The sequence below is a fragment of the Cyanobium sp. CH-040 genome, assembly GCF_024346135.1.
Taxonomy (GTDB): domain Bacteria; phylum Cyanobacteriota; class Cyanobacteriia; order PCC-6307; family Cyanobiaceae; genus NIES-981.
In genome coordinates this window covers 19,536-33,305 of record NZ_JAGQCJ010000001.1, presented here as the reverse complement: position 1 = coordinate 33,305, position 13,770 = coordinate 19,536, and the positions used below count along the sequence as shown (strand labels likewise).

Below are 13,770 nucleotides of genomic sequence, written 5' to 3'. Positions count from 1 at the left end.
CGATGGCTGCCACCGGACTGGTGATCGATCCGGCCTTCCGCCTGCACGAGACGGGGCTGGGCCATCCCGAGAGTCCGCGGCGGCTGGAGGCGATCGAGCGCGCGCTGGAGCAGCGCGGGCTGCTGCAGCGCTGCCGGCTGATCCCGGCCCGCCCGGCGGTGGACCGGGAGCTGCGCCGCTGCCACAGCGCCCGCTACCTGGAGATCGTGCGCCATGAGGTGGCCTACGGTGCCCGGGAGCTCTCCACCGGCGACACCGCCATCGGCGAGCACTCCGAGGACGCGGCCCGGCTGGCGGCCGGCGGCACCATGGCGGCGGTGGATGCGGTGCTGGCGGGCCGCGTCGCGAACGCCTTCGCCCTGGTGCGGCCCCCCGGGCACCACGCCGAGGCCGGCCGGGGCATGGGCTTCTGCGTCTTCAACAACGTGGCCCTGGCCGCCCGCCACGCCCAGGCGGTGCACGGCCTGGAGCGGGTGCTGATCGTCGACTGGGACCTGCACCACGGCAACGGCACCCAGGCGATCTTCTGGAGCGACCCCTCGGTGCTCTACGTGAGCGTGCACGAGTGGGGCAACTACCCCGGCAGCGGCGCGAGCGGGGAACGGGGCGAGGGGGCGGGGCTGGGCTTCACGATCAACTGCCCGCTGCCGGCCCACAGCGACGGAGCGGCCGTGCTCGGGGCCCTGGAGGCGGCGCTGCTGCCCGCCGCCGCCCGCTTCCGCCCCCAGCTGATGCTGGTATCGGCCGGCTTCGACGGCCACCGCGGCGATCCCCTCGGCCACTTCCTGCTCGAGGACGACGACTACGCCGCCCTCACCCGGCTCTGCCTGGCCGTCGCCAGCGAGCACTGCCAGGGTCGCCTGGTGTCGGTGCTGGAGGGCGGGTACGGCCTCAAGGGCCTGGCCGGCGGCGCCGCCGCTCACGTGGAGGCGCTGCTGGAGAGCGGGTCGGCGGCGGGCTGATCGGCGGGGGCTGCGGGTGCGGCCAGATCGATCCAGGCCTCCACCACCTCATCGCCGGCCCGGAGGCTGAAGCCGAGCTTGCGGCACACCCGCTGCATGGCGCCATTGCCCGGCAGGATCTCCGCCAGCACGTGGTCGATGCCCTCGTCGCGGCCGACGCGCAGCAGCTGGCCGAGCAGGACGGTGCCCAGGCCCTGGTCCTGAAAGCCGTCGCCGATCAGCATCGAGAACTCGGCGTCGTTGCGCTCGTGCAGGCGGCTGAGCCGCCCCACCGCCAGGATCCGGTGCTCACCGCTGGCCGGATCGCGCCGGTCCACCACCAGGGCCAGCTCCCGCTCGTAGTCGCTGTAACAGATGCGCACCAGCCGCTCGTGGGCGATGCGGTGGTCGAGGGACGTGAGGTGGAAGTAGCGGGAATACACGCTCTCCTCCGAGAGACTGCGGTGGAAGGCCACCAGCAGCGGTTCGTCCTCGGGACGGATCGGGCGGATCGTCACCGCCGTGCCATCGCGCAGGCGCCAGGGACGCACGTACTGGCTGGGATAGGGACGGATGGCCGGCCGCGGCAGATGGCAGGCGGCGCCCGTCAGCGGCTGCAGCAGGATGCGGGCGGCGAGGGCCACCAGGGGCCGATCGCCGTCGGCGGGGTTCACCAGCAGCGGATTGATGGCGACCTCGCGGATGGCGGGCTGCTCCAGCACCAGCTGGCTGAGCCGCACCAGCAGTCGCTCCAGCTCCGCCAGATCGGCCGCAGGGGCACCGCCCATGCCCTGCAGGGCCCGGTAGACTCGGGTGCGCTCCATCAGCCGCCTGGCCAGGGTGGTGTTCAGGGGCGGCAGGCCCACGGCGCTGTCGCCGTTCACCTCCGCCAGGGTGCCGCCGCTGCCGAAGTGGAGCACCGGCCCGAACTGGGGATCGAGACTGCTGCCTGCGATCAGCTCGATGCCCTGCTCACGCCGCAGCATCGGCTGCACCGTCACCCCCTCGAAGGCCTGCGGGCCGAAGCGCTCGCCGATGGCCGCGGCCATGGTGCTGAAGGCCCGCTCCACCGCCTCGGCGGAGGCCAGATCCAGCCCCACCCCGCCCACGTCGCTCCTGGGGCTGAGCGCTGGGCTCTGCAACTTCACCGCCACCGGGTAGCCGATCGCCTCGGCGGCCTCGCAGGCGGCGGCGGCCGTGCGGGCCAGCCGGGTCTCCAGCACGGGAATGCCGTAGCTGGCCAGCACCTGCCGGGTCTCCAGTGCGCTGAGAAGCTCCCGGCCCTCGGCCAGGGCCTGCTCCAGCACCGGAGTCGCGGCGGCATGCCCGACCACCTGCGCGCCGGCAGCGCTCTCCTCGCTCTCCGGCAGCAGGGCGGGGGTCTCGTACAGCCCGCGCAGGTTGTCGCTGTACCGCCAGAGGGCGTTGAACAGCCGGGCCGCCGCGTCGGGGTAGGGGTTGGTGGCGATGCCGGCGGCGTTGAGGATCGCCATGCCCTCGGCCACCTCGTCGCCCCCCATCCAGCTGGCCAGCAGGGGCTTGCCGCTGCGTTCGGCCAGCTCCCGCAGGCGCTGGGCGGTGGTGGTGGGATCGGTCATCGCCTGGGGCGTGAGGATCACCAGCACGCCGTCGCTGCCGGGATCGGCCAGGGCGATCTCCACGGCACGGGCGTAGCGCTGGGGATCGGCGTCGCCGCGGATGTCGATGGGGTTGGCACGGCTGCAGCGGGGCGGCAGCACGGCATCGAGGGCGGCCAGGCTGTCCGTCCCCAGCTCCGCCAGCCGGCCGCCGCCGAGCACCAGCGCGTCCGTGGCCAGCACGCCGGGGCCGCCGGCGTTGGTCACGATCGCCAGCCGCGGTCCGGCAGGCCGGCGGGACTGCTTGGCCAGCACATCGGCCAGGTCGAACAGGTCGGAGAGGCGCTCCACCCGCAGCACCCCGCAGCGGCGCAGGGCCGCCTCCAGCACGGCGTCGCTGCCGGCCAGGGCGCCGGTGTGGGCCGCCGCCGCCCGCGCCGCCTCCGCGCTGCGGCCGCCCTTGATCAGCACGATCGGCTTGGTGAGGGCCACCTCCCGCGCCGCCGAGACGAAGGCGCGGGCATCGCCGATCGCCTCCATGTAGATGACGATGCTGTGGGTGGCGGGGTCATCCCCCAGAACGGTGATCAGATCGCCCCAGCCCACATCCAGCATCGAGCCGATCGAGACGACGGCGCTGAAGCCCCCCCCCTGCCGGCGGCTCCAGTCCAGCACCGCCGTGCACACGGCTCCCGACTGGCTGAGGAAGCCCACGTGCCCCGGCGCCGCCAGGGCGGACGCGAAGGTGGCGTTGAGCCCCAGGCGGGGATTCATCAGCCCCAGGCAGTTGGGGCCCAGCAGGCGCATGCCGGAGCCGCGCAGGATGGCGCGCAGCTGGGTCTCCAGCGCCAGGCCCTCAGGGCCCACCTCCCGGAAGCCGGCGGAGAGCACGATGGCGGCCTTCACACCGGCCGCGGCGCACGCGGCCAGCTGCTGGGGAACGGCGGCGGCTGGCGTCGCCACCACGGCCAGGTCCACCGGCTCGGGCACCTCCGCCACGCTGGCGCAGCAGCGCACCCCGAGCACGCTGTGGCGCCGGGGGTTCACCGGATACACCGTGCCGCCGAAGGGCGAGCGGATCAGGTTCCACAACAGGGTGCGGCCCACGCTGCCCGGCCGCTCGCTGGCCCCGATCACCGCGACGCAGCCGGGGCGGAAGAGGGCCCGCAGTGGCTGGCGCTCGCTGCGCAGGATGTCGTGGGTGGGGTCGGTGCTGCGGGCCTGGCCGCGGTGGGCGCCGTCGTCGGTCATCGCAGAGGCTGGCGGCGAACGTGACTGCGCCTATCACAGCCGACGTGGCGGTGGCGTGCCGGGCTGACCGCCCGCCTGGGATGATGGCCCCCGACCGGATTCCGCCGCCATGTACACCGACTGGACCGCCGTGATCCTGCTGCTGCTCACCGCCGTGCCGCTGCTGGCGGTGGTGGCCACCGCCACGTTCTTCATCTGGCAGCAGAAGAAGAAGCAGGCACGCTGAAGGGGAGGCTGGCCTCCCGCAGGGCCGCGGTGGTGGTGGCGGGCTCCAGCCGAGTGAGCCGGCCCTGGCCCAGACAGTGGATGCAGGTGCGCAGGCGCTGGCCATCCAGGCGCAGCACGCCACTGCCTCCGCAGCGGGGACAGACCTCATCCCCCTGCTCCCAGGTGTGGAGATCAGGGGTGCGGGTGGGGATCATGGGTGGAGGCTCTCGCGGGAGCCGAGTGGATGGGAATCACTGTGGACCGGATTCGGCCCCGCGATCCCGAAGCCTTTGTTAAGCCTGCGGGGAGGGGGCTGCGGCGGCCTTCAGGCAGTCCGCGAACCGCTGCGGCGTCAGCTCCTGAAGCAGCTCAGCGGCGCTGAGCCGCGACCCCGGCGGCACCAGGCCGGCACTGGCGGCCAGCGCACCGATCACCCCGGCGGCATCCAGCCCGCGCTGGCGCAGCCCGGCCAAACCCTCGCCCGCCTCGCGCTTGCTCAGGCGCCGGCCGGCGGCATCCCGCCACAGGGGCAGATGGCCGTAGCGGGGCGGCGGCATCCCCAGTGCCGCCATCACGGCCACCTGGGCACCGGTGGACCACCAGAGGTCCTCCCCCCGCAGCACATCGGTGATCCCCAGGCTGAGCTCGTCCACCGCCGTGACCAGGTGATAGGCCAGAAAACCATCGGCGCGGCGGAGCACCACATCCCCCACCTCCTCGGGGCCATCCAGAACTCCCGGGGCAGCGAGGCGTTCCTGCCAGCGCAGCGGCCCCTCCGGCAGGCGCAGCCGCCAGCTGGGCAGGCGTCCCGCCTCGGGTCCCCAGCCCACCCTGCGCCGGCGACAGAAGCCCGGATACACGGGCATGCCGCCGTGGGGAGCCGATACATCAGCCAGCATCCTGCGGCTGCAGCGGCAGGGGTAGAGCGCTCCGGCGCGGCGCAGGGCGGAGAGCACCGAGGCGTAGAGGCCTCGCCTCGTGCTCTGGCGCAGCACGGGGCCGTCCCAGTCCAGCCCGAGCCAGCGCAGATCGGCCTGGATCGCCAGCTCGGCCCCGGGGCGGTTGCGGGGCGTGTCCAGGTCGTCGATCCTCAGCAGCAGCTCGCCCCCGGCCAGGCGTGCGTCCAGCCAGGCCAGCAGCGCGGTGCGCAGGTTGCCGCGGTGCAGCGCACCGGTGGGGGAAGGCGCGAAACGACCCCGGTAGCCCCGCGGCCGTCGCTCGACGGCCTGCTGCAGGGCGGCCCGGAGGCGGACCGGCAGCAGAACGGCCTCAGGCGCCCTGCACCTTGTCCTTGAACATCTTGCCGGCGGTGAAGGCGGGCACACGCTTGGCCTCGATCTTGATCTTCTCGCCGGTCTTGGGGTTGAGTCCCTGGCGGGCGGAACGGTCGCGGGGCTCGAAGGACCCGAAGCCGAGGATCGACACCTTCTTGCCGTCGACCACTGAATCCATGATCGTGTCGATCAGGGCATCGACCACCTGGGCAACGTCGGTCTTGGTGAGCTCGGTGCGGGCAGCCACCACGTTGACGAGATCTGCTTTGTTCATGGATGGGGAGCCTGAGAGGGGCTGTCGGGGGAATGGGGCGAGTCGGAAACCCCGACCAGCCTTGGGGTTGGCGCGCCAATGGTATGGGCTGTGCCCCGACACCGCAACCCAGAAGTCCCTTGCCGCAATGGGTCTGAGCGGCAGCGCTCAGACCGCAGGGCTCCAGGCCGAGCCCCCCACCAGCTTCTCGCCGCGCAGGGCACCGAGCCCGCCGCCACAGGCGATCCAGCGGGGCGAGCCGGCGGGCAGCCAGGCGCGCAGACGCTCCAGGCTGCGCAGCTGCCGAGGCCAGTGAAACGTGCGGGCCGTGGCCAGGGGGCCCACCCGGCCAGGCCCGAGCGGCTGCAGCAACCTGCCGCAGAAGAGACCGTCACTGCCGCCCGCGGCCAGGTGCAGCACGCAGGAGCCGGGCGTGGGTCCCGGCGTCCAGAGCAGGCGCACGCCCGGCGCCAGCTCGTGTTCGCCGGCGAAGCGGGTGAGCCGCTGCATCCCTGGCAGCAGGTAGGCCTCCTGCTCCTGCACCAGCACATCCCAGCCGAGGGCCTCCTGAAAGCGGCGGCAGCGGCCGTGGCCCTCCCGGCTGGTGAGCACGATCGTGCCGCGGCCGCCGCGCCGGCGCAGCCAGTCCAGGTTGGCCTCGGTCCAGCCCGGACAGTCGATGAGCAGATCCCCCGCCGGCGCGTCAGCCAGCCCCACCGCCGCGGCCTCCACCAGCCAGCTGCTGCCCCCGCGGCTGTCGCGGCTGGGGGCGAACAGCCACAGGCCCGGACGCACCGCTTGAGGCGGCCGTCCGGGTTCGGAGCTGACGGCTTGTAACACCTGCGGTGCGCTGGCAATCGGATCACTAGTTTGTGGCTATAGCGAACCCTGATTTGGCCGCCCGCCCCACCGCTGACACCGGCGCTGACACCAGGCACGCGGCCAGTGGCAACGCCAGGCCCGCGGCCGGTGGCAACGGAGCCCCGGCGCATCCGGGCCAGCCCTGGCCCCTGGGGGCCAGCCTCACCCGCCGGGGCGTGAACTTCTCGGTGGTGGCCCCCCAGGCCACCCGGGTGGAACTGCTGCTGTTCGCCCATGGCGAGGCCAGCGAGCCGCAGCGCGTGGTGGAGCTCGACCAGCGCCACCGCTCCGGTGACCACTGGCATGTGGAGGTGGAGGGCGCGGGCCTGGGCAGCTGCTACGGCTACCGGGTGTACGGACCGCTCCAGAGCGGCGGCCACAGCTTCAACCCCTCCAAGGTGCTGCTCGACCCCTGCGCCCGCGCCATCGCCGGCTGGAAGGGCTACCGGCGCGAGGCGGCGGTGGGACCGGTGCCGAACACCGGCACCTGCCTCAAGGGGGTGGTCACCGAACGCGACAGCTTCGATTTCGACGCCGCTCCCAGGCCCCGGCACAGCTGGCAGCGCAGCGTCATCTACGAACTGCATGTGGGCGGCTTCACCCAGGGCGCCGGCTGCCCGGTGCCGAGCGAGCGCCAGGGCACCCTGCTGGGCCTGATCGACACCCTGCCCTACCTGCAGGAGCTCGGTGTCACCGCCATCGAGCTCCTGCCGGTGATGGCCTTCGACCCCGCCGATGCCCCGCCCGGCCGCCAGAACCACTGGGGCTACAGCCCGATCAGCTGGATGGCGCCCCACCAGGGCTACCTGGTGGGCGACGACCCGCTCACCGCCCGCGACCAGGTGCGCCAGCTGGTGAGCGCCTGCCACCGGGCCGGCATCGAGGTGATTCTCGATGTGGTGTACAACCACACCAGTGAGGGCAACCAGCAGGGGCCCACCCTGAGCTGGCGGGGCTTCTGCGACCAGCTCTACTACCAGCAGGGCCACCAGGGCGAGTACCTCGATGTGAGCGGCTGCGGCAACACCATCGCCGCCAACCGCCCCCTGGTGCGACGCCTGATCCTGGAATCGCTGCGCTGCTGGGCGGTGGAGCTGGGGGTGGATGGCTTCCGCTTCGATCTGGGCATCGCCCTCAGCCGCGGCGACCACCTGATGCCGCTGGAGGCCCCGCCGCTGTTCGAGGCGATGGAGGCCGATCCCCAGCTGGCCGACCTGAAGCTGATCAGCGAACCCTGGGACTGCGGCGGGCTCTACAAGCTCGCCGACTTCCCCGCCCTGCGGGTGGCCACCTGGAACGGCCGCTTCCGCGACGACGTGCGCCGGTTCTGGAAGGGCGATCAGGGCACGGCCTGGGCCACGGGGCTGAGGCTGAGCGGCAGTCCGGATCTCTACGAGCCCCGGCCGCCGCACCCGGGGCAGTGCATCACCTTCCTCACCGCCCACGACGGCTTCACCCTGGCCGATCTGGTCAGTTACAACCAGAAGCACAACCTCGCCAACGGCGAGGACAACCGCGACGGCGACAACCACAACAACAGCTGGAACCACGGCGTGGAGGGGCCCAGCAGCGATCACGCCGTCACCGCCCTGCGCGAGCGCCAGCTGCGCAACCTGCTGGCCACCCTGCTTCTCGCGCCCGGCGTGCCGATGCTGCTGATGGGCGATGAGGTGCGCCGCAGCCAGGGGGGCAACAACAACACCTGGTGCCAGAACAACCCCCTCGGTTGGATGCACTGGCAGCCCGACGCGGACGACGACGCCCTGCGCACCTATCTGCGGCGGCTGCTGAAGCTGCGCACGCAGCTCCGGCAGCTGCTCAACCCTGAAGTCCCCCTGCCGGTGCGTCCGCAGCGCCGCAGCGACGACGAACACGTGCTCTGGCGCCAGTGGCACGGGGTGGAGGTCAACACCCCCAACTGGGCGGACTGGTCGCACACCCTGGCCTGGAGCGTTCACGAGAGGGTGGATGGTCCGCTGCTCTGGTGCGGGATGAATGCCTACAGCCGGGCGATCCACTTCGAGCTGCCCGTCTGCCCGTCGGGCTGGGTGCGGGTGATCGACACCGCCCTGCCGCCCGGGGAGGATCTGCCCCGCCGTCCCCAGCCCTGGAAACCCACCGGCGCTCCGCTGGAGAGCCGCAGCCTGATGCTGCTGGTGGCAGGGCGTCTGCTGGAGGGCGTGGAGCTCTGAGGGCCCCCTGCAGCTCGGCCGCGCAGGGAGCCTGGCCGTCAGCGCCGGCCCCCGGAGCGCTGGGAGGTGGAGGCCTCGAGGCGCTCGAACAGGCCCATCCCCAGCAGCAGGAAGGCGACGAACACGAGCACCTTGCCGTGGCCGGTGAGCAGCACAGTGAGGGCCGGGCCGGGGCAGAAGCCGGCCAGCCCCCAGCCGACGCCGAACACCAGGCTGCCGACCACCAGGCGGCGATCGAGACTGCGCCTCTCCGGCAGCTGCATGGGCGCTCCCAGCAGCGAGCGGTCCCGCCGGCGGGCCAGCTGAAACGCCGGCAGGGCCGTGGCGATGGCGCCCACCATCACCAGGGCCAGGGATGGATCCCAGGGCCCGGCCAGATCCAGGAAGGCGAGCACCTTGGCCGGGTTGGCCATGCCGCTGAGCAGCAGACCGAAGCCGAACAGCAGTCCGGCGAGGAAGGCCAGCAGCCGGTTCATCGGATCACCTCCGGCAGCAGGTGCCGCACCACGAACACCGTCAGGAAGCCGGTGGCCATGAAGCAGACGGTGGCCAGCAGCGACCGGGGCGAGAGGCGCGCCAGTCCACAGACCCCATGGCCGCTGGTGCAGCCCGCGCCGTAGCGGCTGCCGAACCCCACCAGCAGTCCGGCCAGGGCGAGCAGCGGCCAGGGCGTGGTGATCTCGATCGCCGGCGGGCTCGCCCACAGGCTCCACACCAGCGGCGACAGCACCAGGCCGAGCACGAACAGCGCCTTCTCCCCCACCCACTGGCGCACTGGCCTGAGCAGGCTGCCGAGCAGGCCGCTGATGCCGGCGATGCGGCCGTCGGCCAGCACGAACAGCCCGGAAGCCAGGCCGATCAGCACGCCGCCAGCCAGGGCCGAAGCGGGCGTGAACGCAGACCAGTCCACGGTCATGGGGAGTCACCGCCAGCTCTGGCCTTCACCCTATGCGCCCCGCCAGCGCCAAGCCGCAGGCTCCGGACCGGCGATGCGATTCAGCCGGGAGAGCAACCTGGCTCGGACCCGGCAGGCCGTGGCGACGGTGAGGATCCGGCCATCGAGGCGAGCGGAGCACCCCCCCGCGAACAGGGGTTTTCCCCAGCATTCGGGCTTTTCCCACAGAACACGGCCTGTTTTCCACAGGCGGGATCGCGGAGATCCACCTTGGCGCAGGCACCCGGCGGCTCGTCGGTGGAAAACAGCCCATGGGCCCAGGGCATCTGTCCACGATGGGCAGGTGCAGACAGATCGGTGTGCACGGAGCACGGGAACAGCCCATGGGCGGGCTGGGCACTCCCGGCCCAGCTGGGTGCCGCGGGGTGAGACAAGGAAGCGGGCGGCGGGAATCGAACCCGCATCATCAGCTTGGAAGGCTGAGGTTTTACCACTAAACTACGCCCGCATTCATTCACACAATTCAGCAAGGCTGGATCTGCACAAAGCTGGATCCGCCAAAAGCTGGAGTTGCTGTGAACAACGCTCTGCTGCGCAGGCACCACTGGGCCTGGCAGGCTTTCCAGCCGGGGGGCGGGAGAGCCGAGCCCCGCCATTATGACCGCTGCCCCGCCGGCCCCCTCCCGCATGCCCAGCCAGGCTCACGCCGTCCGCGACGCCGCCGAGCTGCGTGGAGCCGCCCGCCAGCGCCTGCTCTGGTCGTACGGCATCGGTGACGCCGGCACGGGCATGACCGCCTCGCTGATCGGCTTCTACCTGTTCGTCTTCTACACCTCCGCCGCCGGCCTGCCGGCCTGGCTGGCCGGGGCGGTGCTGATGGTGGGCCGGCTCTGGGACGGCATCAACGACCCGCTGATCGGCTGGCTCAGCGACAAGACCCACACCCGCTGGGGACCGCGCCTGCCCTGGATCTTCGCCAGCGCCGTGCCCCTCGGCATCACCATGGCGGCGATGTGGTGGGTGCCCCCGGGCAACCAGTGGGTGAAGTTCATCGTCTTCATCCTGATCTCGGCCGTGGCCCAGAGCTTCTACACGGCCGTGAACCTGCCCTACACGGCCCTGGCCGCCGAACTCACCGGCAACGTGGCCCTGCGCACGCGGCTGAACACGGCCCGGTTCACCGGTTCGATCATCGCCACCCTGGTGGGCGTGGTGCTGGGGGGCCTGCTGCTTCAGGACCACAGCAAAGCCGGCCGTTTCCTGCAGGTGGGGATCCTGGCCGGCGGCATCGTCACGGTGTCCACCCTGCTGTGCGGCTGGGGGCTGGCGCCCGTGGCCCTGCACTGCCAGCGGCCCCAGCGCCAGAAGGGCACCACCCGGCGGCTGCTGGGACGGGTGTGGAGCAACGGCCGCTTCCTGCGGGTGATCGGGCTCTACCTGCTGCTCTGGTGCGGCCTGCAGATCATGCAGACGGCGGCCCTGATCTACCTGCCGGTGGTGCTGCGCCTGCCCCAGAGCTGGAGCAACTGGATCCTGCTGCCCTTCATCGTCAGCACCCTGGCGGGCCTCTGGATCTGGAACGGCGTCAGCCGCTACTCCGGCCGCGTGCGGGCCCTGCAACTCGGCTCCTGGCTGTGGATCGGTGCCTGTGCGCTGGCGATGGTGCTCCCCCCCCTGAATCCGGATGTCGCTCCCATCGGCTCACCCGGCAACAGCCTCCGCCTGGGACTGCTGATCCTCACGATCGTGCTGGCGGGGCTGGGCGCCTCCACCGCCTACCTGATCCCCTGGTCGCTGCTGCCCGACGCCATCGACGCCGACCCCGAGAAACCGGCGGGCCAGTACAGCGCCTGGATGGTGCTCGGCCAGAAGCTCTGCATCAGCGTGGCCCTCTTCCTCTTCGGCAACCTGCTCAGCCTGAGCGGCTACCAGGCGGCTCTGCTCGGCGACCAGCCCCTGAGCGCCGTGGTGGCGATCCGGTTGAGCATGGGGGTGATTCCCGCCACCCTGGTCGTGCTGGGGCTCGTGGTGATGCGACGCTGGCCCCATCGCCCACCCCAGCCGTGACCGCACCTCAGCCGTGATGCCCCGCCGGTCCCGGTTCCAGCTCCCAGGCCGGCTGCCGCGGCTGCCGCGCTGGGCCCACCGTCTCGGCGCCAGCGCCATGATCGGCGGCCAGGCCATCAGCGCCATCGCCCGGGGCCGGATCAGCTTCAACGACCTCATGCAGGAGCTGATGGAGGCCGGTCCGGCCAGCTTCCTGATCGTGCTGATCACCGCCCTGGCGGCCGGCACCGTGTTCAACATCCAGGTGGTGGCGGAGCTCTCCAAGCAGGGCGCCAACGCCGCCGTGGGCGGCCTGCTGGCCCTGGGACTGTCCCGGGAGATCGCCCCCCTGCTCACCGCCACCCTGCTCACCGGCAAGGTGGCCACGGCCTACGCCGCCGAGCTGGGCACCATGAAGGTGACCGAGCAGATCGACGCCATCACCATGCTGCGCACCGATCCGGTGGAATACCTGGTGGTGCCGCGGGTGCTGGCCATGGTGATCATGGCGCCGGTGCAGTGCCTGCTCTTCTTCTGGGTGGGCATCTGGTCGGGACAGACCAGCAGCACCCTGCTGTACAACATCCCCCCCAGTGTGTTCTGGACCTCGGTGCGCACCTGGATGCAGCCCGACGACCTGCCCTCGATGCTGGTGAAGGCGGTCGTCTTCGGCCTGCAGATCTCGGTGCTGGCCTGCGGATGGGGGCTCACCACCCGCGGCGGTCCCAAGGAGGTGGGCACCAGCACCACCGGCGCGGTGGTGATGATTCTGGTGACTGTGGCGCTGATGGACGCCCTGCTCACCAAACTGCTCTTCGGCTGACGATCCATGGCCCTCTCCCCGCCCTCCGACCCGGTGGTTCTCTCCCCCAGCTACGGCGTCTCCCTGGGCGTGGTGGGCCTGGGGGTGGCCTGCCTGGCGCTGCTGCCGCTGGGGTCCTGGGCACTCTGGGTGGCACTGGCCGTGAGCCTGTTCGGCCTGTTCCTGGTGCTGCAGACCGCCCTGCTGCGGCTGCAGTTCGACGGCCAGGCCCTGGTGGTGCGCCGGGGTGGCGAGGAACTGCGCCGTTTCCCCTATGACGACTGGCTGGCATGGCGGCTCTTCTGGCCAGGGCTGCCGGTGCTGTTCTATTTCAGGGAGCGGCGCAGCATTCACCTGCTGCCGGTGCTGTTCGACGCCTCCGGCCTGCGCGAGCAGCTCCAGCAGCGGCTGCCCCGTCTGAGCGCCACCCCCTCCCTGGCCAGCGCCAGCTCCCAAGACCACGCCTGAACGGTCCATGCCCGACGAACCCACCACCCCGGATCCCGCGGCGGACAGCGCGGCCACCGACCCGGCCGCATCAGCCGACAGCCAGGCCGCGTCGGCCGGGATGCCGGCACCGGACCCCGCCATCCCGCCGGGGGGCAGCTGGCAGGACCTGGCCCTGCAGGAGCTGGTGCAGCGCCGCGCCGAGGTGGAACGGGAGATCGCCCAGCTCGAGAGCCGGCGTGAGGCGATCGCCCGGGAGATCGCCAGCAGCTACGCCGGCCAGGCCGACGCGGTGGCCCGGCGGCTCAAGGGCTTCCAGGACTATCTGGTGGGAGCGCTGCAGGATCTGGCGGTGGCGGCCGAACAGATCGAGCTGGTGCCCCAGCCGGTGCTGGTGCAGCCCTCGCCGATCGATGCCGCCGCCCGCTCCCAGGAGGGCCCGCCTGCGGTGGCGGGGGCCGCTGCGGGGGGCGCCGGGGGAGGGCCGTTCGGCGGCGACGCCGAACTGATCCGCACCCGCCTGGCGGAGTTTCAGGGCCAGCCCGACTTCTATGCGGATCCCTGGAAACTGCGGCGCACCCTCGACGCCGCCGGCGCCGCCGCGCTCGAGGGCTGGTTTCTCGATCAGGCCGGCCGCGGCGCCCAGCCCAGCAGCGGCAGCCGCAGCCGCAACGGCCTGGTGACCGCCGCGGCCATCGCCATCCTCGGGGAGCTCTACGGCGAGCGCTTCCAGACCCTGGTGCTGGCCAGCCAGCCGGAACGGCTGGGCGAGTGGCGGCGCAGTCTGCAGGACTGCCTCGGCCTGGGCCGCGAGGACTTCGGCCCCAGCAGCGGCATCGTGCTGTTCGAGCGCCCCGAGGCCCTGATCGAGCGGGCCGACCGGCTGGAGGAACGCGGCGAGCTGCCCTTCATCGTGATCGACGCGGCCGAGCCCGGCGTGGAGATCCCGATCCTGCAGTTTCCGCTCTGGCTGGCCTTCGCTCCCGGCCCCGGTGAGCTGATGCGCGAGGAGGAGTACTACTGA

Annotated in this window: 13 protein-coding genes and 1 tRNA gene; 6 read left to right on the top strand and 8 right to left on the bottom strand. The window is 72.1% G+C overall.

Annotated features, from left to right (window positions below; translation table 11 throughout):
• Positions 1 to 2: 2 nt before the first annotated feature.
• Positions 3 to 962, top strand: a complete 960-nt coding sequence (locus KBY90_RS00190) for a histone deacetylase (RefSeq protein WP_254966372.1) — start codon at positions 3 to 5, stop codon at positions 960 to 962.
• On the opposite strand, the gene KBY90_RS00185 is transcribed toward KBY90_RS00190, so the two are convergent.
• From KBY90_RS00185 to KBY90_RS00165, 5 genes are all read right to left on the bottom strand, one after another.
• On the bottom strand, positions 920 to 3,769 hold the full coding sequence (locus KBY90_RS00185) for a GNAT family N-acetyltransferase (RefSeq protein ID WP_254966371.1): 2,850 nt from the start codon (positions 3,767 to 3,769) through the stop codon (positions 920 to 922). The genes KBY90_RS00190 and KBY90_RS00185 overlap by 43 nt on opposite strands.
• 191 nt (positions 3,770 to 3,960) lie before the next feature.
• A complete protein-coding gene (locus KBY90_RS00180; protein ID WP_254966370.1) occupies positions 3,961 to 4,191 on the bottom strand; it encodes a transposase in 231 nt (76 codons plus the stop codon).
• A 78-nt stretch (positions 4,192 to 4,269) separates the two neighbouring features.
• Positions 4,270 to 5,238 (bottom strand): tRNA glutamyl-Q(34) synthetase GluQRS, encoded by a 969-nt coding sequence (gluQRS, locus tag KBY90_RS00175; RefSeq protein WP_254966900.1) that lies wholly within the window; start codon positions 5,236 to 5,238, stop codon positions 4,270 to 4,272.
• Between the two features lie 7 nt (positions 5,239 to 5,245).
• Positions 5,246 to 5,524 (bottom strand): HU family DNA-binding protein, encoded by a 279-nt coding sequence (locus KBY90_RS00170; protein WP_254966369.1) that lies wholly within the window; start codon positions 5,522 to 5,524, stop codon positions 5,246 to 5,248.
• Positions 5,525 to 5,671: 147 nt separating this feature from the next.
• Positions 5,672 to 6,298 (bottom strand): MBL fold metallo-hydrolase, encoded by a 627-nt coding sequence (locus KBY90_RS00165; protein WP_254966368.1) that lies wholly within the window; start codon positions 6,296 to 6,298, stop codon positions 5,672 to 5,674.
• Between the two features lie 215 nt (positions 6,299 to 6,513).
• Between KBY90_RS00165 and KBY90_RS00160 the strand changes: the two genes are divergently transcribed.
• Positions 6,514 to 8,556, top strand: a complete 2,043-nt coding sequence (locus KBY90_RS00160) for a glycogen-debranching protein (RefSeq protein ID WP_254966899.1) — start codon at positions 6,514 to 6,516, stop codon at positions 8,554 to 8,556.
• Positions 8,557 to 8,594: 38 nt separating this feature from the next.
• On the opposite strand, the gene KBY90_RS00155 is transcribed toward KBY90_RS00160, so the two are convergent.
• From KBY90_RS00155 to KBY90_RS00145, 3 genes are all read right to left on the bottom strand, one after another.
• Positions 8,595 to 9,032 (bottom strand): YeeE/YedE family protein, encoded by a 438-nt coding sequence (locus tag KBY90_RS00155; protein WP_254966367.1) that lies wholly within the window; start codon positions 9,030 to 9,032, stop codon positions 8,595 to 8,597.
• Positions 9,029 to 9,472, bottom strand: coding sequence for a YeeE/YedE family protein (locus KBY90_RS00150; RefSeq protein ID WP_254966366.1), 444 nt, complete (start codon positions 9,470 to 9,472; stop codon positions 9,029 to 9,031). The genes KBY90_RS00155 and KBY90_RS00150 overlap by 4 nt, the downstream gene beginning before the upstream one ends.
• 416 nt (positions 9,473 to 9,888) lie before the next feature.
• A tRNA-Gly gene (locus KBY90_RS00145) sits at positions 9,889 to 9,959 on the bottom strand.
• 149 nt (positions 9,960 to 10,108) lie between these two features.
• Here KBY90_RS00145 and KBY90_RS00140 point away from each other — a divergent pair.
• From KBY90_RS00140 to KBY90_RS00125, 4 genes are read left to right on the top strand one after another with little or no spacing between them, the layout of a single operon-like run.
• Entirely contained in the window at positions 10,109 to 11,518 is a 1,410-nt protein-coding gene (locus tag KBY90_RS00140) for an MFS transporter (RefSeq protein WP_254966365.1), read from the top strand.
• Positions 11,519 to 11,534: 16 nt separating this feature from the next.
• Positions 11,535 to 12,320, top strand: coding sequence for an ABC transporter permease (locus tag KBY90_RS00135; RefSeq protein WP_254966364.1), 786 nt, complete (start codon positions 11,535 to 11,537; stop codon positions 12,318 to 12,320).
• Positions 12,321 to 12,326: 6 nt separating this feature from the next.
• Positions 12,327 to 12,767 (top strand): DUF3119 family protein, encoded by a 441-nt coding sequence (locus KBY90_RS00130; protein ID WP_254966362.1) that lies wholly within the window; start codon positions 12,327 to 12,329, stop codon positions 12,765 to 12,767.
• Between the two features lie 7 nt (positions 12,768 to 12,774).
• Positions 12,775 to 13,770: a DUF3086 domain-containing protein gene (locus KBY90_RS00125; protein ID WP_396122467.1), complete on the top strand. Its 996-nt coding sequence runs from the start codon at positions 12,775 to 12,777 to the stop codon at positions 13,768 to 13,770.

Excerpts from the sequence above, each read along its gene's own strand:
- KBY90_RS00190 (WP_254966372.1), top strand. The coding sequence starts at position 3 with ATGGCTGCCACCGGACTGGTGATCGATCCGGCCTTCCGCCTGCACGAG.
- KBY90_RS00185 (WP_254966371.1), bottom strand. The coding sequence starts at position 3,769 with ATGACCGACGACGGCGCCCACCGCGGCCAGGCCCGCAGCACCGACCCC.
- KBY90_RS00180 (WP_254966370.1), bottom strand. The coding sequence starts at position 4,191 with ATGATCCCCACCCGCACCCCTGATCTCCACACCTGGGAGCAGGGGGAT.
- KBY90_RS00170 (WP_254966369.1), bottom strand. The coding sequence starts at position 5,524 with ATGAACAAAGCAGATCTCGTCAACGTGGTGGCTGCCCGCACCGAGCTC.
- KBY90_RS00155 (WP_254966367.1), bottom strand. The coding sequence starts at position 9,032 with ATGAACCGGCTGCTGGCCTTCCTCGCCGGACTGCTGTTCGGCTTCGGT.
- KBY90_RS00150 (WP_254966366.1), bottom strand. The coding sequence starts at position 9,472 with ATGACCGTGGACTGGTCTGCGTTCACGCCCGCTTCGGCCCTGGCTGGC.
- KBY90_RS00140 (WP_254966365.1), top strand. The coding sequence starts at position 10,109 with ATGACCGCTGCCCCGCCGGCCCCCTCCCGCATGCCCAGCCAGGCTCAC.
- KBY90_RS00135 (WP_254966364.1), top strand. The coding sequence starts at position 11,535 with ATGCCCCGCCGGTCCCGGTTCCAGCTCCCAGGCCGGCTGCCGCGGCTG.
- KBY90_RS00130 (WP_254966362.1), top strand. The coding sequence starts at position 12,327 with ATGGCCCTCTCCCCGCCCTCCGACCCGGTGGTTCTCTCCCCCAGCTAC.
- KBY90_RS00125 (WP_396122467.1), top strand. The coding sequence starts at position 12,775 with ATGCCCGACGAACCCACCACCCCGGATCCCGCGGCGGACAGCGCGGCC.